General features: G+C 38.1%; 34 protein-coding genes and 1 riboswitch. Of the genes, 12 read left to right on the top strand and 22 right to left on the bottom strand.

All coding sequences use genetic code 11. From position 1 onward, the window contains the following. Nucleotides 1-23: 23 nt before the first annotated feature. A complete protein-coding gene (locus PBAT_RS23710) occupies nt 24-470 on the top strand; it encodes a MarR family winged helix-turn-helix transcriptional regulator (RefSeq protein WP_068653124.1) in 447 nt (148 codons plus the stop codon). 54 nt (nt 471-524) lie between these two features. Here PBAT_RS23710 and PBAT_RS23705 read toward each other — a convergent pair whose 3' ends face one another. From PBAT_RS23705 to PBAT_RS23685, 5 genes are all read right to left on the bottom strand, one after another. Beyond that, on the bottom strand, nt 525-1,208 hold the full coding sequence (locus tag PBAT_RS23705; protein ID WP_068653123.1) for a DNA alkylation repair protein: 684 nt from the start codon (nt 1,206-1,208) through the stop codon (nt 525-527). An 84-nt stretch (nt 1,209-1,292) separates the two neighbouring features. Next, nucleotides 1,293-1,781, bottom strand: coding sequence for a Cys-tRNA(Pro) deacylase (gene ybaK, locus PBAT_RS23700; RefSeq protein WP_068653122.1), 489 nt, complete (start codon nt 1,779-1,781; stop codon nt 1,293-1,295). Nucleotides 1,782-1,809: 28 nt separating this feature from the next. Beyond that, the gene (locus PBAT_RS23695) at nt 1,810-2,628 is read right to left on the bottom strand and encodes an SPL family radical SAM protein (protein WP_068653121.1); all 819 of its coding nucleotides are present in this window, start codon (nt 2,626-2,628) and stop codon (nt 1,810-1,812) included. After that, entirely contained in the window at nt 2,628-3,146 is a 519-nt protein-coding gene (locus PBAT_RS23690; protein WP_068653120.1) for a methylated-DNA--[protein]-cysteine S-methyltransferase, read from the bottom strand. The genes PBAT_RS23695 and PBAT_RS23690 overlap by 1 nt, the downstream gene beginning before the upstream one ends. Further along, nucleotides 3,143-3,754 (bottom strand): bifunctional transcriptional activator/DNA repair enzyme AdaA, encoded by a 612-nt coding sequence (locus PBAT_RS23685; protein ID WP_068653119.1) that lies wholly within the window; start codon nt 3,752-3,754, stop codon nt 3,143-3,145. The genes PBAT_RS23690 and PBAT_RS23685 overlap by 4 nt, the downstream gene beginning before the upstream one ends. A gap of 195 nt (nt 3,755-3,949) precedes the next feature. Between PBAT_RS23685 and PBAT_RS23680 the strand changes: the two genes are divergently transcribed. From PBAT_RS23680 to PBAT_RS23665, 4 genes are all read left to right on the top strand, one after another. Beyond that, nucleotides 3,950-4,693, top strand: coding sequence for a spermidine synthase (locus PBAT_RS23680; protein ID WP_068653118.1), 744 nt, complete (start codon nt 3,950-3,952; stop codon nt 4,691-4,693). Continuing rightward, a complete protein-coding gene (locus tag PBAT_RS23675) occupies nt 4,690-5,466 on the top strand; it encodes a helix-turn-helix transcriptional regulator (RefSeq protein WP_068653117.1) in 777 nt (258 codons plus the stop codon). Before PBAT_RS23680 ends, PBAT_RS23675 begins: the two co-directional genes overlap by 4 nt. A 74-nt stretch (nt 5,467-5,540) precedes the next feature. Next, nucleotides 5,541-5,900 carry a VOC family protein gene (locus PBAT_RS23670; RefSeq protein ID WP_068653116.1) on the top strand — a complete coding sequence of 120 codons (360 nt, stop codon included), beginning with the start codon at nt 5,541-5,543 and terminating at the stop codon, nt 5,898-5,900. Between the two features lie 95 nt (nt 5,901-5,995). Next, nucleotides 5,996-6,355: a VOC family protein gene (locus tag PBAT_RS23665; protein ID WP_084403334.1), complete on the top strand. Its 360-nt coding sequence runs from the start codon at nt 5,996-5,998 to the stop codon at nt 6,353-6,355. A gap of 83 nt (nt 6,356-6,438) precedes the next feature. On the opposite strand, the gene PBAT_RS23660 is transcribed toward PBAT_RS23665, so the two are convergent. Both PBAT_RS23660 and PBAT_RS23655 read right to left on the bottom strand, forming a co-directional pair. Next, nucleotides 6,439-6,987 carry a superoxide dismutase family protein gene (locus PBAT_RS23660; protein WP_068653115.1) on the bottom strand — a complete coding sequence of 183 codons (549 nt, stop codon included), beginning with the start codon at nt 6,985-6,987 and terminating at the stop codon, nt 6,439-6,441. A 96-nt stretch (nt 6,988-7,083) separates the two neighbouring features. Then, entirely contained in the window at nt 7,084-7,614 is a 531-nt protein-coding gene (locus PBAT_RS23655; RefSeq protein WP_068653114.1) for a DinB family protein, read from the bottom strand. Between the two features lie 897 nt (nt 7,615-8,511). Here PBAT_RS23655 and PBAT_RS23650 point away from each other — a divergent pair. The 4 genes from PBAT_RS23650 to PBAT_RS23640 all read left to right on the top strand — a co-directional run bounded on the left by PBAT_RS23650 (nt 8,512) and on the right by PBAT_RS23640 (nt 11,543). Beyond that, on the top strand, nt 8,512-10,233 hold the full coding sequence (locus PBAT_RS23650) for a cellulase family glycosylhydrolase (RefSeq protein WP_068653113.1): 1,722 nt from the start codon (nt 8,512-8,514) through the stop codon (nt 10,231-10,233). Between the two features lie 107 nt (nt 10,234-10,340). Next, complete coding sequence (locus PBAT_RS25725; RefSeq protein ID WP_169810173.1) at nt 10,341-10,508, top strand: hypothetical protein; 168 nt, start codon at nt 10,341-10,343, stop codon at nt 10,506-10,508. Nucleotides 10,509-10,769: 261 nt separating this feature from the next. Then, entirely contained in the window at nt 10,770-11,081 is a 312-nt protein-coding gene (locus tag PBAT_RS23645) for a hypothetical protein (RefSeq protein ID WP_068653112.1), read from the top strand. 84 nt (nt 11,082-11,165) lie between these two features. Next, entirely contained in the window at nt 11,166-11,543 is a 378-nt protein-coding gene (locus PBAT_RS23640; protein WP_068653111.1) for a hypothetical protein, read from the top strand. 153 nt (nt 11,544-11,696) lie between these two features. Here PBAT_RS23640 and PBAT_RS23635 read toward each other — a convergent pair whose 3' ends face one another. From PBAT_RS23635 to PBAT_RS23625, 3 genes are all read right to left on the bottom strand, one after another. Further along, complete coding sequence (locus tag PBAT_RS23635) at nt 11,697-12,602, bottom strand: GNAT family N-acetyltransferase (RefSeq protein ID WP_169810172.1); 906 nt, start codon at nt 12,600-12,602, stop codon at nt 11,697-11,699. A 207-nt stretch (nt 12,603-12,809) separates the two neighbouring features. Then, nucleotides 12,810-14,105 carry an arsenic transporter gene (locus PBAT_RS23630; protein ID WP_068653110.1) on the bottom strand — a complete coding sequence of 432 codons (1,296 nt, stop codon included), beginning with the start codon at nt 14,103-14,105 and terminating at the stop codon, nt 12,810-12,812. 18 nt (nt 14,106-14,123) lie between these two features. Beyond that, the gene (locus tag PBAT_RS23625) at nt 14,124-14,456 is read right to left on the bottom strand and encodes an ArsR/SmtB family transcription factor (protein WP_420848826.1); all 333 of its coding nucleotides are present in this window, start codon (nt 14,454-14,456) and stop codon (nt 14,124-14,126) included. A 130-nt stretch (nt 14,457-14,586) separates the two neighbouring features. Here PBAT_RS23625 and PBAT_RS23620 point away from each other — a divergent pair, with 130 nt between their 5' ends. Both PBAT_RS23620 and PBAT_RS23615 read left to right on the top strand, forming a co-directional pair. Continuing rightward, the gene (locus PBAT_RS23620; RefSeq protein WP_068653108.1) at nt 14,587-15,036 is read left to right on the top strand and encodes a MarR family winged helix-turn-helix transcriptional regulator; all 450 of its coding nucleotides are present in this window, start codon (nt 14,587-14,589) and stop codon (nt 15,034-15,036) included. A 94-nt stretch (nt 15,037-15,130) separates the two neighbouring features. Next, a complete protein-coding gene (locus PBAT_RS23615; protein ID WP_068653107.1) occupies nt 15,131-15,931 on the top strand; it encodes an arsenite methyltransferase in 801 nt (266 codons plus the stop codon). Between the two features lie 76 nt (nt 15,932-16,007). Here PBAT_RS23615 and PBAT_RS23610 read toward each other — a convergent pair whose 3' ends face one another. Further along, complete coding sequence (locus PBAT_RS23610; RefSeq protein ID WP_068653106.1) at nt 16,008-17,153, bottom strand: metallophosphoesterase; 1,146 nt, start codon at nt 17,151-17,153, stop codon at nt 16,008-16,010. A 182-nt stretch (nt 17,154-17,335) separates the two neighbouring features. On the opposite strand from PBAT_RS23610, the gene PBAT_RS23605 reads away from it, so the two are divergent. Beyond that, nucleotides 17,336-17,698, top strand: coding sequence for a DUF423 domain-containing protein (locus tag PBAT_RS23605; protein ID WP_068653105.1), 363 nt, complete (start codon nt 17,336-17,338; stop codon nt 17,696-17,698). A gap of 178 nt (nt 17,699-17,876) precedes the next feature. Here the strand turns inward: PBAT_RS23605 and PBAT_RS23600 are convergent, their stop codons facing one another. The 11 genes from PBAT_RS23600 to PBAT_RS23560 all read right to left on the bottom strand — a co-directional run bounded on the left by PBAT_RS23600 (nt 17,877) and on the right by PBAT_RS23560 (nt 26,029). Then, entirely contained in the window at nt 17,877-18,683 is an 807-nt protein-coding gene (locus tag PBAT_RS23600; RefSeq protein WP_068653104.1) for a phosphotransferase, read from the bottom strand. Between the two features lie 146 nt (nt 18,684-18,829). Then, nucleotides 18,830-19,672, bottom strand: coding sequence for a copper amine oxidase N-terminal domain-containing protein (locus PBAT_RS23595; protein ID WP_068653103.1), 843 nt, complete (start codon nt 19,670-19,672; stop codon nt 18,830-18,832). A 295-nt stretch (nt 19,673-19,967) separates the two neighbouring features. Further along, the gene (locus PBAT_RS23590; RefSeq protein WP_068653280.1) at nt 19,968-21,092 is read right to left on the bottom strand and encodes an NAD(P)/FAD-dependent oxidoreductase; all 1,125 of its coding nucleotides are present in this window, start codon (nt 21,090-21,092) and stop codon (nt 19,968-19,970) included. A gap of 379 nt (nt 21,093-21,471) precedes the next feature. Then, a complete protein-coding gene (locus PBAT_RS23585; protein ID WP_149466331.1) occupies nt 21,472-21,723 on the bottom strand; it encodes a hypothetical protein in 252 nt (83 codons plus the stop codon). A 95-nt stretch (nt 21,724-21,818) separates the two neighbouring features. Then, a complete protein-coding gene (locus PBAT_RS23580; protein WP_169810171.1) occupies nt 21,819-22,757 on the bottom strand; it encodes an alpha/beta fold hydrolase in 939 nt (312 codons plus the stop codon). A 43-nt stretch (nt 22,758-22,800) separates the two neighbouring features. Then, entirely contained in the window at nt 22,801-22,980 is a 180-nt protein-coding gene (locus PBAT_RS25455; RefSeq protein WP_149466330.1) for a hypothetical protein, read from the bottom strand. 125 nt (nt 22,981-23,105) lie between these two features. After that, a complete protein-coding gene (locus PBAT_RS26285) occupies nt 23,106-23,231 on the bottom strand; it encodes a hypothetical protein (RefSeq protein WP_276326607.1) in 126 nt (41 codons plus the stop codon). 49 nt (nt 23,232-23,280) lie between these two features. Beyond that, nucleotides 23,281-23,763: a GNAT family N-acetyltransferase gene (locus PBAT_RS23575; RefSeq protein ID WP_068653100.1), complete on the bottom strand. Its 483-nt coding sequence runs from the start codon at nt 23,761-23,763 to the stop codon at nt 23,281-23,283. A 71-nt stretch (nt 23,764-23,834) separates the two neighbouring features. After that, the gene (locus tag PBAT_RS23570; RefSeq protein ID WP_068653099.1) at nt 23,835-24,413 is read right to left on the bottom strand and encodes a DJ-1/PfpI family protein; all 579 of its coding nucleotides are present in this window, start codon (nt 24,411-24,413) and stop codon (nt 23,835-23,837) included. 59 nt (nt 24,414-24,472) lie between these two features. Further along, nucleotides 24,473-24,552: riboswitch (ZMP/ZTP riboswitch) on the bottom strand. A 48-nt stretch (nt 24,553-24,600) separates the two neighbouring features. After that, entirely contained in the window at nt 24,601-25,266 is a 666-nt protein-coding gene (locus PBAT_RS23565) for an HAD family hydrolase (RefSeq protein WP_068653098.1), read from the bottom strand. A 364-nt stretch (nt 25,267-25,630) separates the two neighbouring features. Continuing rightward, nucleotides 25,631-26,029, bottom strand: coding sequence for a GNAT family N-acetyltransferase (locus PBAT_RS23560; protein WP_068653097.1), 399 nt, complete (start codon nt 26,027-26,029; stop codon nt 25,631-25,633). Nucleotides 26,030-26,072: the final 43 nt, after the last annotated feature.

The following is a 26,072-nucleotide window of genomic DNA, read 5'->3' as shown; positions in this document are numbered from 1 at the left end:
TAACCTCTGAAAGGGGAATACAAATGGACAACACAAAACAACATTCCGTCGGTCGTTGGATTTCATTACTCCATCGATACGGAAATGTTTATATGAATGAACAATTGAAAGCATACAATCTAGGTGCTGGTCAATATCAATTCCTTGCCGTGTTATATGATAATGAAGGTTTATCTCAAGATGAATTAGCGCATACGTTAAAAATGGACAAGGGTACCGCTGCTAGAGCGATTGCAAAGTTAGAGAAAGAAGGATATGTAGAAAGGAAAACATTTAGTGTAGATAAACGAATAAAGAAGTTGTATCTGACGGATAAAGCACATGCCTTCAAATCAACACTAACGTCAATTTTGTCCGGATGGTCCAGTATTACAACGAAAAATTTATCTGAAGACGAACATGTATTTGCCATGAAATTGCTAAATAAAATGTCATTAAATGCTGAGACATATTTAGATGAGATGAAATAGGATTCGAGATAGCAAAGAAAAAAACCGATTTCTACTGAATATAGAAGATCGGTTTTATTTTCGTTTCATACTACGAATGATCTGTTTATTATCCTGATCCACTCGGAATGACTCTGTAATCTTTTGTAGAGCTTTATTGTAAGTGAAATCGTCGAGTGAATTGCTAGTTAAGTAGATCATTGTAGGTTCCGGTAACTTAATATAACAATTAGATATTGCCCAAGCGACAGCCATTTTCACATAATACCCCTCGTGTTCGATGTTATCTAATTGTTCTATAACCCGATCTATGTATTCTTCCTCGATATAGAAATTCAGCAACATCACGACACCAAATCTTATCTCATATTCTTTATCAGAGGATAAATAAGACTGTAAGAACGCCCATACTTGCTTCATGTTCGATTTAGTGAATTTTAACCCTACACAGAAGCTATCACATACAGACCAATTATCTATCTTCGGTACAAATGAATCAATATATGTCAAAATGTCTTCGATATCTGTTTTGATATAACCAATGACCATACCTTGTAACATGATTTCCTCGAAGTACTCACATTCAGGATGTTCTAGATAGGAACGCCAATCACCCTTAGCAATACTTTTGGCCAACTTCCGAAGCTCCGGAAGACGTACACCTAATATACTATTGATATTTGGAATAAGAGCAGAACTGAATTTTTGATAATCCTTGTCTACTAGCTCCAATAATTGTTCTCTGATCGTTATCTCCACTTGATATACTCCTTATCATTACTATATTTCATAACCATCTGTTTGCACATTGCCTTCTTCATAGTCATTCCACATGCCTGAATATCATCCTTGCCTAACCTTGTCATCGCTTATCAGATCAATAAATGCTGCAGATACGATGTCCTTCATATGCTGAGGATTCAATTCCATTTGTAATCCTACTTTACCAGCACTCACTAACATCTTATCTAAATGCGCTGCACTCTGATCAATAAACGTCGGGAATAACTTCTTCATACCTACAGGAGAACACCCGCCGCGGATATATCCTGTCCACTTTTGCAATTCCTTCATTGGTAACATTTCTATTTTCTTCTCCCCAGCTGCCTTTGCTGCCTTCTTCAAATCCAATTCTTCAGCTACCGGTATAACAAATACAAACAAATTCTGTTTACTATGTGTTACTAGCGTTTTGAATACAATTTCTGCTGGTTTATTGATTTTGTCTGCCACTGCCACACCATGAATTTGTCCATCTTCGTTGTCATACTCGTAGATTCCATACGTTATTTTATTCTTATCAAGAATTCTCATTGCATTTGTCTTACTCATATATACAAACCTTCATTTCTAATTGGGATTAAGGTTCAAACCCTTGTTGACTAATATATATCTGTTCTTCCGGGAAAACCTTTATTAATCGATTATATAACATCTTATACGCTGAAGGATGGTACCATTCTTCCAAACCTAGTTCCTTATACATCGCATCTATCTTTAAATTACGTGTCCGTTTGCCCCCGCTACCATCTCCCATGAAATAATCATCGATGCAAATACGATCGACGAGAGGTCTTAGCAATTCTGCAAACCCTTCGCTACTTGGTAACATTGGAGCTATCGTTGCTTGTGTTGGGACATTTGCCTCTTTTAACAATCGAAGAGTCTCTAACCTAGCTTGGATTGGAGGTGCATAGGGTGAGAAATATTTGCGAATATCCTCACGGTCTGTTTCAATGGTCATACTTACTCGAACTCGATCTTGAAGAAGCAATAATAAATCTATGTCTCTTCTTATAAGTGGACTCCGTGTCTGAACAAATAGAAATGTTGGTGGGTCTTCAACCATGACCTCTAGCAGTGAACGAGTCACCATTTCGTTATGTTCAATAGGCTGATAAGGATCTGTACTCGATGACATGAAGATGGATACGTCACCCTTAGTCTTAGCTCTCTTGAGCTCTTTACGGAATATTTCCGCTGCACCTTGTTTGATATCTACCCATGTCCCCCATTCCCCTTCACGAAACGTAGATACTGGCATTTGACGCACATAGCAGTATGAGCAACCAAACGTACAACCTGTGTATGGGTTCAAAGAATGACTATACCCCGAAAGAAAGCCTGTACCTTTATTTAGAAGGGTCTTGGGGGTCTTATAGAGATACTCTGTTTTCATCATTGACTCCGTTCTAGTCGTAACAGCCTGGTTTTCATATCTAACCCACCTCGATAACCTGTGAGTGATCCATTCTTTCCAATGACCCTATGACAAGGTACCGTTACTAAGACGGGATTGGCGCCAATAGCAGTACCGACCGCACGGACGGCAGCAGGCTTTAGGATCACATTTGCAATATCTGAATAAGACTTCGTCTGTCCATAGGGTATTTCGCAGAGTGCATTCCATACGGCCAGTTGAAACGGCGTACCCTGGAAATCAAAAGGCACAGTAAAACGTTGACGATTGCCTTCAAAATATTCGATGAGTTCTGTCACATAAGATTGCAGATTCACATCATCCTGAATCAATTCACTTGCTGGGAACTTTCGTCTCACCCAATCTTCCAGTTCTTCAAATGGTTTATCTTGCGAACCTACATAACATAAACCCGCATTTGTTGCAGCAACATATATATTCCAATCACCATGCGACAGTTGCGACCAATAAATAGTTTGCTTAGATTTCTGTATCACTCTGCTGCATCTCCTCTTTGTTTTCGTTTGATATTTAATTGACGATATTGTAGTGGCGTGAAGCCAATCATTTTTTTGAAAAGTGTTATGAAATAAGGACTATTATGCATACCGACACTAATCCCAACATCCACGATACCTAGGTCTGTCTGAGTTAATAGCTCCCTAGCCTTATTCATCCTAATGATCTGTATATATTCTACCGGTGTGATCTCTTTAATCCGTTTGAATGTTCGATGTAAATGGTACGGACTTCCGTGAGAAATCTCTGCGAGAATCTCAAGTGTTACAGGTTTCATGTAATTTCTATCAATATAATCTGTTACGGTAGCTATCCATTCAATATCGGGTAAACGTTGACCGGTGGGTTTACATCGTTTACACGGACGAAAATTTTCAGTTAAAGCTTGGTCCGCAGTTTGAAAAGTTCGGATATTTCCTCTTCTTGGAGGTCTAGATCTACAAGATGGTCGGCAAAATATTCCTGTCGTCTTCACAGCATAAAAAAACTGACTATCGTAGGACTTATCATTCATGATAATAGCTAGCCATTGTTGCTCCGATAACGAATCTATCTGAGAATTGACCTGATCCACTTGTGCCACCATTGATCTCACCTCCGCTTCATAATTATAACCATATTAAAGTCGGTAAGTACGCATTTGGGAACATAAGAGCAAGATAACGAAATTTATATTTAATCTTCTCCTGACTTGCATCAGAACGCCACTTGATCTATCGTTGACTTTATCCAATACCGTTCCGGAATCTATATAGCACTCTATCTTAAAGGAGTCGATGACTTGCAGTTATTATTTAAAGAAATAAGCGATAATCATGAAATTACTGTATATGATACTAACGAGTTGTATGGTGAGAAAGGTAATTTTCGAGTGCTTCAATTCTTAAATGAGGCCATACAAGGTGCTATGGATTTAGATCATCCAGAGCGCGTCATGTTTGAATATCCGAGAGCCATCATCCATCTTATGGACTTTAATGATTCCTCATTTAAAGACGTATTTCTCATTGGTCACGGAATTGGTACTATTGCGAGCTATTTCTCTGATAAACGATTTAAGGTAGCTGAGCTTGATAAGAAAGTTGTAGAGTTAAGTAAGCAATACTTTGGCTACAGCAAGGATAATGTGCTTATTGGGGATGGACGACATATCATGGAAAATGAAGAACCCGATACCTATGATTTCATTATATTAGATGCCTTCACCGAGAAGGGGACTCCCTCGCAGCTAATATCTAAGGAGTTTTTCCAATTAACATCAGACAAGCTTCATTCATACGGCTCTGTCATAATGAATTTGATTGGAAGATCGGATAATGACAATCTCATTAATGCAATCCATTCAACGCTACAAGAAAGCTATAACTATACCAAGACGTTCAGTCTGCCCGTAGAAGGAGTCCATGACATCCAAAATGTTATTATCATAGGCAGTCATCAACCTATTCATTATGAAGCACGTTATATGGCAGGTTTCAATGAGATCAACCTCAATGAGGGACATATTATTTGGGATAAAATATGAAAGAAGATCATATTTCAGCTACAGTACAAGCCATTGATTATATGAAGTGTCATCTTGATGAAGACATTACGTCTGAACAGTTGGCTATCCACGTTAATTATAGCCCTTTTCATTTCACTAGAATATTTAAGAGCGTGACGGGTATATCCCCCAGACGTTATCTATCTGCCTTACGTATGGAATCCGGGAAGAAGGAGTTACTCAAATCCCCTTCACTACTTGTTAAGGTGTTATTAGCTATTGGATTTCGAAGCGTTGGAACCTTTAACACTAAGTTTAAGGAAAATGTAGGTGTGACCCCAAAGAAATTTCGAAATCTTTCTGAAGCATTATCTGCTTATATGAGTCAGTATGAGAATCAAGAATTATTGCTGAGTGCAACTAACCTGAACTCTACGATTCAGAAGATTTGCTGTCATGTCGAGGCACCGGATTCTTTTAGTGGAATGATATTCGTAGGTCTATTTCCACGCCCTATTCCTGATCAAAGACCGATCGCTGGCACTGCACTTAATCGAAAGAATCGAACGTGTACCTTTACGAATGTTCCTGAAGGAACGTATTACGCACTAATCGCTGGAATTCCGTGGAGTCTCAATCCCAAAGATTACTTCTTACTTGAACATTGCTTACGAGGTATGTTCCCTTCCGCCATTCATGTGATGGACACAACAAATCTGGATATGACGATCCAATTAAGGGGCCCTCTACCTTTTGACCCACCCATTGTTGTGAACTTACCGCTTCTTTTGTTCGAACAGAAGAAAAATTAGCAATCTAGAAGAATTTCCCACCTATTACCTCCTATATAATACAAATTATTAACAATACATAGGAGGATAATGATATGCCTAAAATATGTGTCATCTCGATTTATGTGTCTAATATGGAACTCGCCAAACAATTTTATTGCGGAAAATTAGGATTTGAAGTATCACAGGAGTACGATGAGACTTTAGTAGAATTGGAACATGAAGGCATTCCAGTTATTCTACAACAAGTTGAACAATCTGCTCAAACAGACTATCCAAATCATTCACAAGTAGTTCTAGGTCTACAGACAGATAATCTGGTACATTCCATTGCTGAAATGACATCCAAAGGAATTGAAGTCATTTATGACACGCCTCAACCATGTCCACCTGGATACTACAGCGCTATTAAAGATCCTTTTGACAATGTCATTGAAATATTAGAGTTCAGTTAGAAACCAGAAGAAACAGCAATCTAGAAGAACTTCTCACCATTTTCCCCCTATATAATAAAAAAAGCTATATATAAGGCTATTTGGGGGATTAAGAAGTGCAAAGAATATGTCTCATTCCGATTTTCGTCTCAAATATGGAGCTGGCAATACAGTTTTATTGTGAGAAATTAGGATTGGAAGTATCAAGAGAGTACGAAGAATCAATTGTCAAATTGAAGCATGAAGATATCCCTATTGTTCTGTATGAGGTGGGTAAATTAAATCAAGTGAACTATCCAAAGCATTCCCAAACCGTTCTGGGTATTCAAACAGATAATCTGGTGGACGCGATTGCTGAATTGTCCGCCCAAGGAATAGAAATGATTTATGATACGCCTCAACCATGCTTTCCGGGATACTATAGTGCTTTTAAAGATCCTTTTGGTAATGTCATTGAAATATTAGAGTTCAGCTAGAAAAGAAATGATAATATGTAAATTTTAATTGAACCTAAAGAAGAAGACTAAGAACCCTATCGGGATCTTAGTCTTCTTGTCAATTATTCTTGGATGACACCACAGGCTATGCGATCCCCAGAATTACCTGATGGATCCGTTACATAATCGTCCGCTTTCTCATGGATTACAAGTGCTGATCCGCCGGGCTTCAGCAAAGAATTAGCTTCACCTTTTCTAAGTGTCACTGTTTGGCTCTCCAAATCAGCAATTACTGTTCCGTCAGCTTTCACTTCGATATTAAGAAGATCTCCTGCATGGAACCCTTTTGGATTATTAAATCCATGTTGCTTGAGATCAGGGTTCAAATGCGCACCAGCCGTTTTAAAGTCAGGTGGCTCACATTTCCCCATTTCATGAAAATGGATACCATGTGTCCCTGGTGTAAGACCCTTTGCTTCAATATGTAGCTGAACACGATCAGCTTTTTGAGTTATTTCAGCAGTCCCTATCTCTGACCCTTTGGTGTCAATGATTGAGGTCTTCACCTGTATCTCTTTAGAATTAGCAAATGCTTCTGGGATCACGAAAGCAACCACTAATAATAATATACTAAGCAATCCTAGACTAATAAACACAGCATTTTTCTTCATTACTTTATTCGTCCTCCTTTATCTGGTTGGGGTTTCCATTATTATGGTTACCTTATTCCAGCAAAAGAAAACGTGCATCACACATAATTATTAAAGTTAGACATTCGCTTCCCTAATTCTCTTGATCTGATTGACATGAGTCAATTCATGAATAGCAATGAAATGAGCCCACTGCGTTGCGTTCATCTCAAATCCGAAAGGATGTGGAAAGAGCAGATCGTTCGTATTTCGTTCGGCAAGCTTCACTATAAGTTCTTTCGTTACAGAACGGACCTCATCAAGTTTATTTATTGCTTCATCATAAGATATTGATCCGCTAGGTTTTGTAGGTACCGGTGCATCAATCTTCTGACCGATAATTCCACTACTCTTAAGAATCGCCATTACATCCGTGATCTTCTCATCCAAAGGTTCAGATGGCAATTCAGGTTCTGTCTGTAGAATCCTTTTCAATTGATACTGTATCATACCTTCTAATTTACCGAGATGTTCAACAACCTCAATAACATTCCATCCCTCAGGCTTCTCACGAAGTTCCCTTTCATTTGAACCAAATGAATCTAGTACCACCATCAATTGTTGTCGTACGTTATCCATATAAGGTACAATATCCTGAAATTTCACCATGACCATTCCTCCAATTTCATACGCTGTCTACATTAGTACACTACTATATCACTTATTGAACCATATATTAAAAATACAGAACTCTTCACTTCACAATAGAGGCTTCGATTTGCGAATTAATGCTTTTAAGTATAATCTCGTATTGAGGTGAATCCATACCCAGAATGCAGTTAAAGGTTCCTTTCTCCTTTTTATGATTATCGTAATTTGGTTTGGCAGTTGAAATGATTCAATTTGATTCACATTGAATTCAACCCCACACAAAAAACCTAGTCTTATTATGATCGATTCACCTCTCACGATGTGCGGCTCGTAAAGACAGGACTTATAAAAGGCTATGATTTGAAATAACATGTATACTCGTAATCGAAATCAGCCAAGCCAATGTTTTACTGAACAGCCCTATTAGGAAATGAAAAAGTGTAACGTCTAATAGTAGCATTATACTAGCAAACCAGACCAACACTTTAATGATGGAATCTCTGTGGTATGTATATGAAATTTCTTCATTTATTTCAGGAGCCTTAAACCAAACATACAAACTGTAGTACCATAATCTGATTTCAGAATTAGCTATTTTCCTATAAGGCAGGATAAGGACGTGGAATAATCATAGAGGCTATTAAGAACGAGACTCCTGTCATGATGTAAAAGAATAGAAAAGGCGCTGACGTTAATAGAGAAATAGTTAAGCTTAGAATAATAATATTTATTGAAATAATAGGCTATTAAATTAACACTAAGATTCTCCGTATGTATAAGATCACTAATTCACATATGATTTCCTTACCAATTAGCATGGTATTTCCTGAAAATATTCTATGTTAATCTTAAAAAGACAGCGCTTACATTATAGGCATCTAATTAGTACAAATTTATCTATCAAAGGAGAATTCAATGACTATGAACATGCGTAAATCTTTCCTTTCACTCGCAATTGTCACAGCCCTTCTACTCTCGGTATTCTCGTCGTTTGCTACTGCTGCTCCAAGTGATGAGCATCAAGTTAAGACAGCACCCAAGAAAAAGATCCAATCCTACGTAAACGACATGCAACCTGGATGGAACTTAGGGAATACACTTGACGCAACAGGTGATGATGAAACTTCCTGGGGCAACCCACGTGTAACCAAAGCGCTGATTAAGCAAATTGCATCTCAAGGCTACAAAAGTATTCGGATTCCGATCACTTGGGATAAACACATTGGTGAAGCACCCAACTATACCATTGACAAAGCCTACCTCGATCGTGTCGAAGAAGTCGTTGGCTGGGCTTTGGATGCAAAGCTTTATGTGATGATCAACCTCCATCATGACTCTTGGTTATGGGTAAGTAACATGGAAAAGCAGCATGATGATGTTGTGCAACGTTATAATGCAGTCTGGACCCAAATTGCTGAGCGCTTCAAGGATAAATCAGATAAGTTGATGTTCGAGAGTATTAATGAACCTCGCTTCACTGATGGAGGAAGCACGGATGAGACAAAGATGGAAGAAATGCTGCTAGAACTTAATACCTCCTTCCATACCATTGTCCGAAAATCTGGCGGGAATAATGCAGTTCGACCACTGGTCCTACCTTCATTAGAAACAACACCTTCCGAACCTAGAATGAATGCACTATACCAGACCATTTCAAAGCTCAATGATCCCAATTTAATCGCAACGGTCCATTACTATGGGTTCTGGCCATTTAGCGTGAACATTGCTGGTTACACAACGTTTGAAAAAGATACAAAGAATGATATTACGCAAACTTTCGACAATGTATACAATACATTTGTTGCAAAGGGTATTCCCGTCATCATTGGGGAGTTCGGCCTTCTCGGCTTCGATAAAGATACAGGCGTTATTGAGCAGGGCGAGAAGCTGAAGTTCTTCGAGTACCTAACCTATTATGCAAAAGAGAAAAAACTAACTACCATGCTGTGGGATAATGGCCAGCATTTAAATCGCACAACTCTTAAGTGGTCCGATTCCGAACTCTATAACTTCTTGATGTCAGGTTTAAAAGAACGATCTTCTACGCTTGAAAGAGACCTGATCTTTCTTAAACAAGGTTCTTTAATCAAAGATACGAAAGTGAATCTTAATTTAAACGGTAATAAACTAACTAGCATTAGTGCAAACGGTAAGTCTTTGTCCAAAGGAACAGATTACACCCTACAGGGCGAAGAGCTAACCCTTAAAGCCAACAAACTCACCAATCTTATGACTTCAAAAAAATTAGGGGAATCTGTCGTATTTACTGTCAAATTCAACAAAGGCGTTACGTGGAAGCTCAATGTCATCATGTCCGACACAGTTGAATTTAGCAACGCTAATGGTACAACCGAGTCCTTTACCATTCCAACGGCATTTAACGGTAATCAGCTTGCCACCATGGAAGCCGTATATCCGGATGGCAGCAATGCAGGTCCGCAAGACTGGACTTCATTCAAAGAATTTGGACACACATTCAGTCCTTCTTATGTCACTAAAGAAATCAAGCTACTTCCGAACTTCTTTAAAGATGTAAAAGACAGTAAAGTAACGTTGAAATTCCATTTCTGGAATGGAGATGTGATTTCGTATCAGATTACAAAGAATGGCACGAGTGTTGTTGGTGAAGCTTTGTAAGAGCGAATGATGTGATCAATAAAAGGCGTTCATATGAGATCCTTGTATAATTCCTCCCCCTATTTGGAAAACTACACCTTGTTGTCCAAACTAAAGGAGGTGTCTATATGAGCAACTCTAGAAGTAATCAACCTTCTAAAGCAGAAGTACAAACAACGAAATTAAACAAATTGCCTCTCCCAGGTAAATTTGACACGGAGTTCTCTGCAGAAGAAGCAGCCGAGGTGTTTGAAGAACATCCAAAGGCTGAGAATCGTGCACACAATCAAGAATAACGAATGCTCAACCTACGATGACCACCCCATGATCATTTAAAGCTGAGGCCCATTTTGTACTTGTTACATTGAACAATAATAGACCTTCTGAGAAATCAGAAGGTCTATTATTTATTTCAATCCCTTTCAATATTACCTCGTATACAAAGATAGTTAAAACACCTCAGTAATATTGTCCAAGATATTCATACATTTATTCATAGAATAAGATTGAGTTAGAAAAGTTACTTACAATCTATTTATATAGGGAGGCTCATCAATATGTTTTTAATTACACCGATGACTGAAGAAGGCATACGACCCCATGTGGGTAAAAGAGTCTGTGCTATGTTATGTGATGGATCTTATTATCATGGAACAATCACAGATATTAGAGATGGTCATTTAATCTTAAATGGTCAATCCAATCCAAAAGCAGCTATATGTAGTAGCAAAAAAATGAAATCCAACCTCAAAAAAGCAGCTCAATCTGCATCTATTTCCGCGTATTATCCTGGTTATAGATATGGATTTGGGGCTGGTGCAGGGCTAGCACTATCATTAGGTTTACTTGCACTGCTATTTCTAATCTAGGCAAAATCTAGTAATACAGTATCAAATCATACGCATTGTACCCTCCTACTCTTCTTTTCATCATGTACGCTCTAGTATAACGAGGTGATTAATATTACTCATAGCCCAAAATTTTCTGAGGGTGATATTCGAAAGTGGATCGGATACCCAGTATGTGCTGTTTTAAAGGATGGTAGTTATATTGTTGGTAAAGTCATTGACGTCAAAGATAATCATTTGATTATTGCAGGACTCGAAGGAGAAGGTAAACTTTCAAATCACCCTAATCAAAGAGATAAGGCAAAAGTATCTGGCATTCTAGACATGTTGTTCGGAGGTAAACCTCAAAGTCCTCAGCCGGCTGGTGGTACTGATACGTCAAGCCCAACAAGTAACGGTATTGGCAAAATCATACCTGGTATACGTGTAGGAATGAATGTTTTACAGTATATCTGGCCATTAATGGGTAAATTTTTTGTGTGACAGTCGATCATTATACACGTAGAAACCATACAGCTAGTATAAAAAGGGAGCTGTTATCAGGTTTTTTTCTGATTGCCTCTCCCTTTTCCACTTAATTTACAATAACATGATGATTGAATCATTAGATCGAAATAATCGAAAAAAATGATAACACTAAGCATGTGCTAAGACGGGTACACAGAATTTTAAGTTTTTATCCAAGACAAAGTTAGCCTTAATATAAAGCATATCTTCATTATCGTCCATCGGCTCATACTGTGCTTTCTCAGTGAATTGATCTGGTGTGAAATGAAAGCGAACACTCTCTGTTTGCTCAGTGGCAATACGATTAAGTAAATGATTTATATTAACATCGCCTTGACTAACTACATCATACAGATGAAGCGTATGACCTTCTTGTTGATAGACGATAATAGCCTCGTCCTCTTGCGAGTAATATAGTGATTCGGGAAATACTTTTATTGCATGAAACATAAATATTCCTTGGTTATTGCTAACACCAAATTGTTCTGAAACAGGTCTGCGGGACATCACCATTTGTTTGATAAATTCCAAGTCTTCATCATTCGAGCAATTCAGCTTCTGTACGGTGGAGTTCTCTATTCGAATGGGATTAAATTTAAGTCTGAATTGCGATTCACCAAAGGACTCAAAACCAAATTTCGGATAAAAATCAAGCGCAGTGCTATTAGCGAATAAGAAGAAGATATCACATTCTTGCTCATATATATCAAGAACATGCTTCATCAACGCTCTAGAAAGCCCTTTCCCCCTGAAATCAGAGTGAGTGATAACCGTTCCGATTTGAATCGCTTTCTTGTTCAACCCATTAATCACTACGTCCATTTTGCTGACTGAAACATTAGCAATGACTTCATGATCTCTAAGAAATGAATAGCAGAGATAACGATCATCCCAGAAACCCTTCTGGTACCAATCTTCAAAATTAATATCATATACTAATGTCGTTAGTTGATTAAAACGATCTCTGTAAGCATTATTATCTTTATAATCGTAAATCAGGTCTATTTCAACTTCTAAATTATCATTTTGAAACACGACTATTCCCCCTAATGTCTTTACATACAACTCCTAGTTTACCATTTGAAGTTGTCATACTTAAGGTAAATAACAGGTATAACTGAACTATAACAACCTACCTGCTTTTTGTTTTTTTGTAAAAAAAGAACTTGATCCTAAGATCAAGTTCTTTGTCAGGTATGCTCCTGCATGATATTCGATGTTTATTCTAAAAATCAAGACGAATTAAATAATAATCAACCATAAATATAACCCCAACAATGTGATAAACAATGTTGGAATGGTCAATATAATCCCTGTCTTAAAGTACACTCCCCATGGGATCTTTATCCCTTTGGTTGATAGAACATGGAGCCACAATAACGTGGCTAGCGAACCTATTGGAGTAATCTTCGGACCTAGATCAGATCCGATGACGTTAGCGTAGATCAAAGCTTCCCGAATAACTCCTGTTGTATTCGTAGCATCTATTGCCAGCGCATCGATCAATACCGTAGGTAAATTGTTCATCATTGATGAAATGATTGCAGCAATAAAACCCATCGACATTGTAGCTACGAATAGTCCTTGATCGGCTACCGCTTGAATCACATTGGCCAACAGATCAGTCAATCCAGCATTTCGTAGTCCATATACTACGACATACATTCCGATGGAGAAGAACACAATCGCCCATGGAGCCCCTTTAATCACCTCATTCGTAGGTACAGAGGGGCTTCTTCTCGCCATCAACATGAATAGGATTGCAATAATTCCAACAACAACGGATACAGGAATATGCAATAAACCACTTGCGAAATATCCAACGAATAGTAAGCCCAGAACGACCCATGATAGCTTGAACATTTTCTTATCTTTGATAGCATCAGCTGGATTTCTCAGCTGCGTAACATCGAACTTTCTCGGAATGCTTTTTCGGAAGAAGAAATAGAGCACCAAGATGCTAGCTACCAATGAAAAGAGTGTCGGTACGATCATGCGACCTGCGTATTCCATAAATGTGATACCAAAGAAATCTGCTGAAACAATATTAACTAAATTACTGACCACGAGTGGTAATGAGGTTGTATCAGCGATAAACCCACTTGCTATGATAAAAGGGAATACTTTTTTCTCATCAAAATTCAGTGCTCTAACCATCGCGAGTACAATCGGAGTCAATATTAATGCCGCTCCATCATTCGCGAAGAATGCAGCAACGATCGCTCCAAGTATGGTGACATACACAAACATCCGAATACCATTCCCCTGAGCAGCACGTGCCATATGTAATGCCGCCCATTCGAACAAACCAATTTTGTCCAAAATCAAAGAAATTAGAATAATTGCGACAAAAGCTAACGTAGCATTCCATACGATTAAGGTTACATCTAGAACATCGCTGAAACTTACAACCCCAACGAGTAATGCCAATACAGCCCCTCCGCATGCGGACCATCCAATAGATAAATTCCTAGGTTGCCAGATGACAAATACTAATGTTATTACAAATATGATGATTGCTAATATAACTGAAACCACTGTTTAAACCCCCATTATTTACTCACATACGATGTTAGTCTGTGTTTTGTTCAATTGAGATAATATTGTTTTTGAATCAGGCATTTGATCAAGAACAGCTTGGATGTATGACTTGTCTTCAATATGAAGTGAGTAATAAACCCATTGTCCTCGTTTATTCTCTTTCACAATACCTTGTGCTTTCAACTTTCTTAGATGCTGGCTAATTGCAGGTTGTGACATATCAAAGATTTCAACGAACTCACATACACACCATTCACGTTCTTTCAGGAGAGTTAGAATAGCCAGACGTGTTTTATCACCTAGAAGCTTCAAGTTATCAGCAATATTAGATAGTTCCTCCACAACCATTCCTCCTTCAACTTCAATTATATAAGTATATGCTTATATGATATCCCCTCAACTGTATTTATTCAAGAATTATATTATTACTTGCAAAGTGCAAATATACATTATAAACTAAGTGCTGAGGTGATACTAAATGGAAAATACACGAGCGTTGTTTCAAATCATGACCCGCCGTTTCGGGTTACTTAATAAAAATTGTTGTAGTGTCGGTGGTTGTGATATTTCACTTACCCAGAGTCACTTATTATATGAAATTGATGTTCAGCACAACCCTTCCATGCAACAGATTGCTGAAACACTAGGAACAGATATTACAACCTTTAGTCGGCAAGTACAGTCCCTTATTAAGATGAATTTGGTTCGAAAAATGCCAGATCCCACAGACCGAAGAATCTTTACTCTTTCCCTAACAGCCGAAGGAAAGATGATTGCTACTACAATTGATCAACAAATGAATGATTATCTAGAAGAAGTCTTTTCCTATATGACAGAATTTGAGAAGGAATCCGTACTTCGGTCAGTTGCAATATTGAATGAAGCTATGGGAAAATCAAGTCGGTGTTGCGCACCCGTTAAAGGATGACCTTCTTATTATATACTTGCATCTTACAACTACTATATTTCATCATCAATAGAACTCGGTATATAGAACATACCAATACTAGGAGTGTGTATCCATGAGTAAACCAACGAATGATCAAATCCGCCAGAATGTAAGAAGCCGATATCAACAAATCGCTGTCAATGAAGTAGCTGTGCATTCTTCAAGCGAATCAACCGGAAGTTGCTGCGAGACACCCACAGATTTCAAAGCTATTTCATCACAATTAGGATATTCCAATGATGAATTGTCCGCTGTTCCTGAAGGTGCAAATATGGGCTTGGGTTGTGGTAATCCGCAGGCTATTGCCGAGTTAATTGAGGGTGAAATTGTTCTAGACCTTGGGAGCGGCGGAGGGTTTGATTGCTTCCTAGCTTCTCACCAAGTTGGGGAACCTGGTCGCGTGATCGGTGTAGATATGACACCTGAAATGATTAGTAAAGCCCGGACTAATGCCATTAAAGGTAAATTCCATAATACAGAATTTCGTCTTGGAGAGATTGAGCATCTTCCTGTCGCAGATAACACGGTTAACGTCATTATTTCGAACTGCGTCATTAACCTCTCCCCAGATAAACAACAAGTATTTAATGAAGCCTACCGCGTACTTCAGCAAGGTGGTCGTCTTGCCATATCCGACATTGTCATGACTACGGAATTTCCACCAGATATTAAAAATGATATACATGATTTGTACTCTGGATGTATCTCCGGTGCTTCATCCATTGTTGATCTTACAGCGATGCTTAAACAAAGTGGATTTTCTAATATTTCAATCGAGCCTAAAGATGAGTCCAAATCATTTATAAAAAACTGGGTTACCGGAGTAAATATCGATAATTACATTACCTCTGCTGTAATTAAGGCTCTTAAATAATCATTCTCAATAAAAAGAAGTGTCCCAGCCATTTCAACAATGACATTTGGGACACTCTTTTTTTTCGAAAAATGTACTATCCTTCTAATTCCACATCTAACCTAATGATTTCAGATCGACTAGCAAGTCGAATCGGTGGTCCCCATGTGCCGAACCCTGATGATACGACGACATGCATACGTTGTTTAAGCATATAACCCCAGTCTAATTCAAATAATCTACGAGTAATCCAGTGATTAGGTGCAAATTGTCCACGATGTGTATGTCCACATAATAGAATATCCGCTCCCGCTTCAGCTGCTTGTTGAAAACCATAAGGCTGATGGTCCATCACAACGATTGGCCTCGATTGATCCAAGTGCTCAAGAAGCTTATTCATGCTTACACGCCCTTCTGGATCCATGCTTTCTGCCGACTTGTCTTTGCGTCCTGCAACAATAATATCAACATTTGCTAGAGTAACTGATTCGTCACGTAGTACTCGGATACCAATTAGACTCATCTCTTGAATGTATTGTTCAATGTTTCCACCATAATACTCATGATTACCTAATACAGCATATACGCCATGAGTTGCATGAAGCTGTTTCAGGCTATTCGCCATCGAATTCCGCATAAATGGCTCAATCGAGTCATCGATAATATCTCCTGGTAAAAGAATAAGGTCTGGTTCCATTTGATTAATCCCTTTGATGAGACGCTTTAGATGGCGATTCCCTACAATATTACCTAAGTGGATATCTGATGCGACGGCGATGGTTAGCTTCCGGTTACCACTAGCCTTTTTAGCGATCGGTACATGATAGGTTCGAAGGATCGGACTCCAAGCATTATACGATCCCCAAATAAAGAGAATAACTAACAATATTATCGTCGTCCAACCGACAACAGGAATATAATAGCCTTCTGTGTAACCTACTCTTTTTAAAATCCACGCTGAGATATCTGCGAACGGCAATAGAATAATCATAAATTCCATTAGGGCCAGATAATATGAACCTATTACTTTGAGTAGTCGACCTACGGGATTATGTTTACCCCATCGACCTATCAGATAAGAGAAGACTAGAATGGTGAATACGATAGTGAACCATATCGGTGACATTGATTCAGTATAATGTGCCTTGAACACGTAGATATTCCAGCCAATATAAGCATTTAAACCTAAGAAGATGATTACTATCATTACAACACTTAGAACCATTCGTAATACTCGTTTCATATCTGTTTATAGTCTCCTTTTAAGCTAATCTTAACTCTTATCTCCCAAGGTAAATAATATAGATTAATGCTAGTCTATTCAACTCTATCCAGTACACATTCGATTAATAGGCAAATTGCCAGACATTACATGGCGTGATATGCTAGCTACTTACATAACTAATTGTAATAGGAGGTATATCATTGAATACATTATTACTACTCGGAAGTATATTGATGTTTCTTGCTGTGGCCCTAGGAGCTTTTGGAGCACATGCATTAAAGAAGAAAATATCCGCCGATATGATGAAGGTCTATGAAACGGGTATACAATATCACATCGCTCACGCTCTTGGACTATTGATACTCGGTCTGCTAGCAGAGAGTTCATCCAACGCATCACTTATCGTGATGGCAGGATGGTTCCTATTCGCAGGGATAATATTGTTCTCAGGCAGCTTGTATGCTCTAAGTCTAAGTGGCATTCGTAAATTAGGTGCTATTACGCCACTTGGTGGTGTAGCATTCTTGATTGGTTGGGCGATGGTCTTCATAAGTTTAATCTAACAATAAGAAGAAATTAAAAAGGGATAAGGTCATCAGATGTATTCTGGTGACCTTATCCCTTTTTTATTTCAGTAACACATCTGGTCATTAATCATCATGTATAAATCTTTTTGTTATTTCGCCATATTTTATATATTCTGTTCTAACATGGTTTAAATAGCAATAAGTTCACTGTATATTAATCTAGAGATATAGCCCAATCGTCGAAATGCAACGTCAAAAACTTAATTTCCTGCTCATAATGCGATAAATGACCCTCATCAACCATTTTTGCAAAAGCTTCCTCCCCATTAGCTTTGCCTTGCGAAAGGGTTGCACATAAAGCTTGAAGTCGCTCAATAACCCACTGCTTTAGGTTATCCGGGACTTCCATAGCATAATTTTCGAAAAACAGAGCAATCCGACGACGCCGATTTCCAGCATGTAGATCGGGAATATAAGGCACCGTTGCCACATCGGATACATCTGGTTCGAAACTGGCAAGCGGAACGGTTGTGTACAGTGTATACGCGATATCCCAAATACGAGGGCCTGGACTTGCCATGTCAAAATCGATGAGCGCCTTTGGCTGCTGATCTCTAAAGACGATATTATACGGCGCCGCGTCGTTATGACAAACAACTTCATTTATTGCTGAATCTGGATAAGCGTTTTTTGGCATTGCTTCGGAAGAAAATCCTCGTGTTGCATCGTGAAATTGCCTCTGTAATTTCGCTATTTCTATAAGCGAAGCATCCGACCACATGTAAGGTGCTATATCCGGATAGTCATTTCCAGGAACCTCACCTGGGATATAAGTAAACACTTCACGCCCCTGTTCATCCATGCCGAGAAAACGTGGGGCATTGTAGAACCCGCTTTTTTCCAAATGAATCAAAAGATCATTTACATACGGATTGTTGTTAGCGCTTCGTCGTATGGTATCGCCTAATCGTACCACCTTGTTGACATTCCCACCAGGAAGCACTTCTTCTATTTCACTCATAATACATCGCTCCATGTATAAAGGTATTTTTCACAATCAATCGCCAGGATTATCTACTCCCCTTTAAATAGCGTCCGTTCGAGTAAACAAAAGATACCGGTTAGAAATAAAGTGTACATTTGATTAATATTTCTCCTTTTTCAACACTATACAATCGTATTACTGATAACTTTGAAGAAACCATTACCAAGTAACTTATGAATGGATTCTCTTGCTGTTTCGCTAAATAAATACCATTGGTTTTCAGTAGCATCATAAATTAAAACTTCTGGGTATCCCACTAAGGATTCCTCTGAGAAAGCTTTAACTAAAGAATACATATCAAAACGCTTTAGGCTATTACCTTTCTGGTCCAAGAAATCATATTGAGCATCTTTATAATAAGTTCCAGGAGTATCCATGAAATACATCCACGAATAGTTTGCAGGAGCTTCAACTTTACTGCCTAAGTTATCAACAAAAGTATTATAAAATGTTTCATTATACGCGTTGCTGTTACTTTGCTGTACTACGCCGCCCATCGTCATATGGTATTCTTGTTGTAATGATTTCACTTTCACACCATTTATGACTACCGCTTCACAATCAACAGTAACTGTGGAACTTCTATAATTGACCTTACAGCCAAATGTTTCTGAAAGAAAGCGAAGCGGAACCATAATGCGGTTATTATTTATATATGGTTTTACGTCAAGCAGAGACGTTTCACCGTTTTTCGTGATGGTGTTGCTACGTAGGTTTAATATTACTTTCATGTTTTTTTTGATTAGGGTAACTTCAGAATTCGACCAATTGACATTGGCACCTAAATTTTGACTGATAACACGCAAAGGCACCATTGTACGTGTGTTCCTAATTTCGGGTGCCACCTCGGATGGAATTACAACACCGTCAACCTTGATTTGAATGTTAGTCGCAGCTGCATGAGTAGGTAAAGAAGTAATTACTAGTAGAAAAATAAGAAAAATCCCTGAAAATATTCGTTTCATTTTAAATAACTCCTTTTTCTCGTATTTGTTGATTTTATCCATATTTAGAATAACATAGTTGTGATTATCCTGCCCGCTACTTTAAACCAAAACATACGTTTTTTCCTTTCTATGCAGATTGAAATCGATAAACTTTGTATGAATATGGGTGCTATTACTTCAGCAACTGTTGTCAGTGCAATCGCCACTCCCCCTTAGGGATTAAAGGGTTACAATAAAAAAATCCGCTTAACATAAGCAGATTAATGTAGGTATATTTTTGTCGCCTTGCAGCTTGATCAAGATACATGATAGGTCAACTAATCGCTTTTCCAATATCATAATCGGTTAAATCGATATCTAATTCCATTCCTAGTGCTAACTTAGCTAGCTGTAATCCGATATAAGGGCCCATCGTTAATCCAGAAGCCCCGAGTCCATTTCCCGCAAGAAGTCCTTCCCAATCTGGGATGGCACCTATGACTGGAAGAAAATCGGCGGTAAAAGGGCGAAAGCCCACCCTAACTTCCTGGAATGTGCTCTCTGCCAGATCAGGGGCGAATGTAAGACATTTGCTCAAAATCTCGTGCATTCCGCCAGGTGTGATCCTCGTATCGTACTCTTTAATATCATTTTCATGGGTCGCCCCTATCACGATTTTCTGCTGATCAAAAGCGAGCAGATATTGATCGGAAGGCGGCATAACGACCGGCCAGTTACCAGTATTTTGATTGGTGTCTGGAACTTGTAAGTGCATGATTTGCGCTTTCTGATAACTCACCTTAAAATCAATGCCTAAAGGTTGTAGCAACGTTCGCGCCCAAGCTCCTGCACAAACGATAACTTTGTCAGCCGAATAGCGATTTGCCCCAACCATCACGCCAGTTACATGGTTGGATTGAAATTCAAGCTTGGCATCCCCATATATAAGCTCAGCCCCGTTCCTCTGTGCAGATCGAAGTAAAGCATCACGCAGTGCCCGGCCATCGACACGGGCGGCTCCACTAATATGAATGGAAGCATATCCTTCCTCGAGCAGTGGGAAAAGCTCACGGGTCTTATGTTCATCAAGCCGGGTAATCTCACCGATTTCAGGTGCGTCTACTACACGCTTGTAGGCTCGCTCTTCCATTTTATCGATCTTCTCCGGATCCGTATGTATGCTGAGGGCACCGACCCTGGCATAACCGGTATCGGTCTCTCCTTCACTTTCAAGCTCTTCAATTAGCTCAGGGTAATACCGCGCTCCGGATTTCGCAAGCTGATACCAAGCCTTATTGCGCCGCTGCGACAGCCACGGACAAATAATGCCAGCTGCTGCATCCGTAGCCTGTCCTTCATCTTTCCGATCGATGATGAGTATATCTACTCCCTGCTTAGCTAATTGGTATGCAGTTGAAGCTCCAGCAATTCCCGCTCCAATGACAATTACCTTCATGATGATTTCACTCCTATCTGTAGTTGCTCTTCTCATTATAACGAGATCCCTATCAAATAGACAAAACCGCATTTGTTTCTAATGCTCTCTAAAAAACAACTTTTACACAAAAAATGGAAATTAGTTAAATGTATAGAGGGAATAAATGTTAAACTGAAAGTTGGGAGGGGTTATATATGTTTAAATCAATTCTAAGTGTTGGAATTCATTTCCTAGCAATGTTACTTATTGGTTACTATTTTATAGGGGGCAATTTAATAAAGGCTGTACAGTTTGCATCGTTTATGACAATTCTGCATGTTGTAATGCATTTAATCGATAGAATCTACAAGAGACGGACTAATAAGTTATGAGTGCTTAAAACATATTCTTAGTCTTCATATCATTCACCTATGTGAATAAATCGTTGGACTACTAAAGATTCTAATACGGCATCCTTTATATTTATCGCCTGAATCGATGATGTAATATCAAGAAGCTCACTTTTCTTCTTATTTTCAAAACAAACGCTAATATGATGTATGACTTGCTCATAATCATCCTGCATTTGAGGATTTAATACTTCCTTGCTTCCATCACTATAATAAATCACAAATTCTTCTCTTGGGTTCACGCCATATTCAGCATCAAACATGATTGACCCTTGTTCACAAATAATCTCAAAACCTATATAAAATGGAGAACCCTTAGGCAAATTTGTGTAACTCTAAAGCACAGATGTGTAATATATCATTTATCATCATATTTACTTATAAATATCTTTGCTACTTCACCTACTGTAATCGGAAGTTGCATCCAGACATAAGCATGAACGGCGTTTTCAACACGCTCAATTTCATATGTATTTAATAGACTAGCGAATGTATCTATACTTCTTCTAATTTTCTCATTCTCCCACTCTTCTTTGCTAGGAAGAAATAAAATAGGACATTGAACCTTCTTGTAATATTGCTCAAACTTCACATCCCAATATTTTTGAATGTAATCTGTTCTAACACGGTTTAAATAGCAATAAGTAAAGCTACCAGTGGTCATCTGTTGTAAATTGTTGTCAAAGAAGGCTGCGAAATATTCATTCCATATTCCTTGTTGTGCTAATTTAGCCCGTTCTTCCTCTATGTACTCTTCTTTAGTATTAAATACACGTTCATTTCTTTCAGTTAATTGAACCTTCAGAACTTCTTTTCTATGTACAATCTCTTCCTCTGTACCGTTAAACAACCCGTATTCTCCAAACTCATTATATAAAGCCCCTTCACATATAAGGGATCGAACGAGTGATGGATGTGTCGCAGCTATACTAAGACCAACTTCAGCCCCCATTGAACTACCTATGATATGACAGTACTCTATGTTTAAGTGCTGCAACAGTAATATAATATCATTCGCCATATCATCAATGTGATATCCTGTTAAGGGCTTGTCTGATTTGCCATGTCCTCGAAAGTCAGGAGCAATAATACTGTATTCCTTTTCAAACTGCGGTATGATGCCTTCCCACATGTTCAAATTACCGCCACTAAAGTGAAGCAATACAACAACTGGATTATCATCTAATGAATGCCTTACATTAATCCCTACATCTCCTAGATTGATCATTTCCTCTACCATTTCTTTGCCTCCAATGTAATTGGTACTTTCTCTATTCTTGTAAGTGATCGCCTGCACCTAGGTTGCCATACGTTCCCTATAATCTTCACCTCCGCTTCAACTAGTCTTCAAATTGCAAGGTAAAGATGATCGCCCATTCAAGCCTGCTTAACGACTCCTGCGATAAATCCGCAGTCTGAATTTGATTGGTGCTCGTTGCTTGCATTCCCCATACGTAAACAGATTTTTCAGCGATAAATGTACGCGGCTCATGATTATAGATCAAACTCCATGCGGTCAACTTTTTATCCCATGGATTGGTAAAGGCAACAAGGCTAGAACCAGAGTCATTTATTGTAGCGACTTTAATCTTGTTGACATTGTCCTGACCCTCAATAGATTATGTATCCATTGATATAATAACTTCTACTTCGTTATTTTCCCGATCATCCGAACTAAAGAACAAGTCAAAGATAGAGCCAGATGAAGATACTTTCTTGCCATTGTTCCATATATCTCTAATAATATTACAATGCAGACTATTAATCTCATATCAGTCCTCCTTTTAGAATATTCAACCTTAGTACAACTTCCCGTTAGCTTAATAGGCCAATCTTTTTGTAAATGTAACTCTGTGGTAATCTTTCTGAAAGAAATCATTTTCATAGTTAATCAAGTTGAAGCCTATATTACGATAAAAAGTTAGGGTATCTTCATTCCCCACATGACCTAATGTATATAGAATAATCTTCTTCTCGTTAAGCTTTTTTACTTCGTTACAAATCATGTTGATTAAAGCCTTACCAATACCTTGTCGTTGACAGTTGATTTTCACTGCTACACCCACTATCTCATAAAGGTTTTCTTCGCTATTGAAGATATATCCAGCATGACCTACAATAGTATCACTCTCGTTATAGGCTACATAAAACCGACTTTTGTTGTTTTCAACTGAGGACCTAAGCAAGCTACTCCATCGTATTGGATATTGTTTAATAATGAAGTTCGGAAATTGGAGTGGATGTTCCTTCATTATATCTACAACTTCCTTTTGGTCATGGCGTTCAATTAAACGGATATTCACACTTTTAAACCACCTTAGCAAGTTACCATATTTTACTCCAATTAGTTCTTTTATGCTTGATCCCTAGATAATCAGCTTAACTTTCCCGTCTGATAGTAAGGGTAATCCATTTTTATTTGGATTTTTTGTACGACTTCGATATTAGTTAAGTATTCAATTATAAATAGACCCAGATCAATGGAGGAAGAGACACCCCCACCAGTAAATATAGTTCCATCCTTTACGATTCTAGTATTAACTACTTCAGAGCAGTAGGGTTCTAACAATTCATACGCCGATGGATTTGTTGTAGCTCTTTTACCAATCAAAAATCCAGATGCCCCTAACAGTAGGGCTCCTGTGCATACGGAAACTTTATATTTAACATCCTTAGCCGTCTGTAACCATAACAAAAAATCCTCATCATATCGTAATTGTCTTGTAGTCAACCCACCTGGGACAAATATCAAATCATATTGGGACAGATCCACGCAAACCTTTTTTATTTTAATTGTCATCCCACGATCATCGTTAATCTCCTCTTTTATGCCACAAAAATCCCATGATACATTCTCTACAGCATTTAAAATTCCAAGCCAAGTTATAGCTTCAGTAAAGCCTGTTAAGTCAAGTGTTGTCATTCCATCAAATAATATAAAAGCCATCTTCATAACCTGAACACCTGCTTTCTGTATTTAATAAAACAAAAAAGCACTTGATCATAGATCAAATACTTTGCCCAGGCGAACGGCTTTTAATCTGTGTGCTCCCTCATGGGTTTCCATGTTTACGCCAGTTACACACAGTATTGCGTTACATATAATCATACATAAAAATTCCAATATTTTCAATATATGTTCAATAAGCTATTTTTATTTCAGGTAATATTGTTCTCAGTTCAATGAAGTCATCTATGACCCAATCAGCCTTATCGAGTTCATCTTCTTGTGCAAAATCAAAATTACAACCAATTGCAATTAAACCATTATCTTTAGCTGCATTTATATCAGATAGACGGTCTCCTACTACTGCTGCATTCGTAATACCATATTTTTTTATAATACTCTGAACTAAGTCTGATTTATTCAGTGATTCAATCTGTTGAATACTAAATGTTTCAATAATCCAATGATCCAAGTTATAATAACTCACAATTGCATTTAAATATTCTGTCAAACCATTACTTGCTATGTAAATCGAACAATTATTCTCTATTAAATAACTGAAAACTTCCATTACATTAGGATATAAAGCACCTTTCCCAGTTCGTATGTTTGCAACTAATCTCTCTAGAAAATAAGCATCCGTTTGTTCCCTCACTTCGATGGAATGATTAGGTAACAAAGCCTCCCATACTTTTGGTAGAGGTACACCCATAATTTCACGGTATTTATCAATAGGCGTTACTGTATCCCATTTATTTAGTGATCGTAAATGGTTAAACGTATCATCAAGTGATAATTCTAATATTTTATCCGTTTGAAATAGCGTTCCATCCATATCAAATATCAGTGATTGTAACATTGCTTTCTCTCCCTTTTGAGCATTGCTGAATAACCTATTCAACTAAACTTACTATAACATTTCTTATGAGTTCATTATAGAACCGATACCATCCATGTAATCCAATAAGCAGCTGGCACCAGTAATACCTGTGCAAACAATCGAACACCACATTATTTCGACTGTATTTTAACGATACTTTTCATCCCTTATATTAATATGTTAAAGCTAAATAACCTTTTGATATAGAGAAATTATTCTGTTATTATTTCCTGTTTTCGATCCTCATTGCGAAGTAATGACCTTTAGTTGAAAAAAAGGACTGCCGATGATGTTGGCAGCCTGTTCTCATAGCTCTATAGTTCTCCGTTCACTTTGCGGTTCATTACTTAACTCTCGGTATCAAAAATGCTTTATCTGTTTTCTCAAAACCAATACGTGGGTAATAATCCATTGCAGTTGGTGCGGAAAGTAATAATAAGGAGACCTCATCTCCTAAGTGTTCCCGTAACCGTTCCACAAGATCTGTTCCAATACCCATCTTCTGATATTCCTTACATACTGCTAGATCTGATAAATAACAACAATATGAGAAATCAGTAATACCTCTCGCAATGCCTATCAATCTTTCCCAATCCCAAGCAGAAATGTTAACATCGGCGTTATCAATCATTCTTTGAATACGATCAAGGTCATCAGCAGGACGTTTAATTCCAGAACTTTTAAATACGTCAGATACGTCTGCCGAACGAAGCGGACGATTAACTTTGTAATCAATTGCCATATGTACACCTCTTATTCGACTTCGTTTATACAATAATATACAT

Origin of the sequence: Paenibacillus antarcticus (genome assembly GCF_001637225.1) — a bacterium.
Taxonomy (GTDB): domain Bacteria; phylum Bacillota; class Bacilli; order Paenibacillales; family Paenibacillaceae; genus Paenibacillus_AQ; species Paenibacillus_AQ antarcticus.
Note: the sequence above shows the minus strand (reverse complement) of the source record. Positions and strands in the feature narration are given on the sequence as shown.

What these genes read in the sequence shown, in the direction of transcription:
- PBAT_RS23710 (WP_068653124.1), top strand. Translation starts at nt 24, where the DNA reads ATGGACAACACAAAACAACATTCCGTCGGTCGTTGGATTTCATTACTC.
- ybaK (WP_068653122.1), bottom strand. Translation starts at nt 1,781, where the DNA reads ATGAGTAAGACAAATGCAATGAGAATTCTTGATAAGAATAAAATAACG.
- PBAT_RS23695 (WP_068653121.1), bottom strand. Translation starts at nt 2,628, where the DNA reads ATGAAAACAGAGTATCTCTATAAGACCCCCAAGACCCTTCTAAATAAA.
- PBAT_RS23685 (WP_068653119.1), bottom strand. Translation starts at nt 3,754, where the DNA reads ATGGTGGCACAAGTGGATCAGGTCAATTCTCAGATAGATTCGTTATCG.
- PBAT_RS23675 (WP_068653117.1), top strand. Translation starts at nt 4,690, where the DNA reads ATGAAAGAAGATCATATTTCAGCTACAGTACAAGCCATTGATTATATG.
- PBAT_RS23670 (WP_068653116.1), top strand. Translation starts at nt 5,541, where the DNA reads ATGCCTAAAATATGTGTCATCTCGATTTATGTGTCTAATATGGAACTC.
- PBAT_RS23660 (WP_068653115.1), bottom strand. Translation starts at nt 6,987, where the DNA reads ATGAAGAAAAATGCTGTGTTTATTAGTCTAGGATTGCTTAGTATATTA.
- PBAT_RS23655 (WP_068653114.1), bottom strand. Translation starts at nt 7,614, where the DNA reads ATGGTGAAATTTCAGGATATTGTACCTTATATGGATAACGTACGACAA.
- PBAT_RS23650 (WP_068653113.1), top strand. Translation starts at nt 8,512, where the DNA reads ATGACTATGAACATGCGTAAATCTTTCCTTTCACTCGCAATTGTCACA.
- PBAT_RS25725 (WP_169810173.1), top strand. Translation starts at nt 10,341, where the DNA reads ATGAGCAACTCTAGAAGTAATCAACCTTCTAAAGCAGAAGTACAAACA.
- PBAT_RS23645 (WP_068653112.1), top strand. Translation starts at nt 10,770, where the DNA reads ATGTTTTTAATTACACCGATGACTGAAGAAGGCATACGACCCCATGTG.
- PBAT_RS23625 (WP_420848826.1), bottom strand. Translation starts at nt 14,456, where the DNA reads ATGGTTGTGGAGGAACTATCTAATATTGCTGATAACTTGAAGCTTCTA.
- PBAT_RS23620 (WP_068653108.1), top strand. Translation starts at nt 14,587, where the DNA reads ATGGAAAATACACGAGCGTTGTTTCAAATCATGACCCGCCGTTTCGGG.
- PBAT_RS23615 (WP_068653107.1), top strand. Translation starts at nt 15,131, where the DNA reads ATGAGTAAACCAACGAATGATCAAATCCGCCAGAATGTAAGAAGCCGA.
- PBAT_RS23610 (WP_068653106.1), bottom strand. Translation starts at nt 17,153, where the DNA reads ATGAAACGAGTATTACGAATGGTTCTAAGTGTTGTAATGATAGTAATC.
- PBAT_RS23600 (WP_068653104.1), bottom strand. Translation starts at nt 18,683, where the DNA reads ATGAGTGAAATAGAAGAAGTGCTTCCTGGTGGGAATGTCAACAAGGTG.
- PBAT_RS23595 (WP_068653103.1), bottom strand. Translation starts at nt 19,672, where the DNA reads ATGAAACGAATATTTTCAGGGATTTTTCTTATTTTTCTACTAGTAATT.
- PBAT_RS23585 (WP_149466331.1), bottom strand. Translation starts at nt 21,723, where the DNA reads ATGTTTGATGCTGAATATGGCGTGAACCCAAGAGAAGAATTTGTGATT.
- PBAT_RS26285 (WP_276326607.1), bottom strand. Translation starts at nt 23,231, where the DNA reads ATGAGATTAATAGTCTGCATTGTAATATTATTAGAGATATATGGAACA.
- PBAT_RS23570 (WP_068653099.1), bottom strand. Translation starts at nt 24,413, where the DNA reads ATGAAGATGGCTTTTATATTATTTGATGGAATGACAACACTTGACTTA.
- PBAT_RS23565 (WP_068653098.1), bottom strand. Translation starts at nt 25,266, where the DNA reads ATGTTACAATCACTGATATTTGATATGGATGGAACGCTATTTCAAACG.
- PBAT_RS23560 (WP_068653097.1), bottom strand. Translation starts at nt 26,029, where the DNA reads ATGGCAATTGATTACAAAGTTAATCGTCCGCTTCGTTCGGCAGACGTA.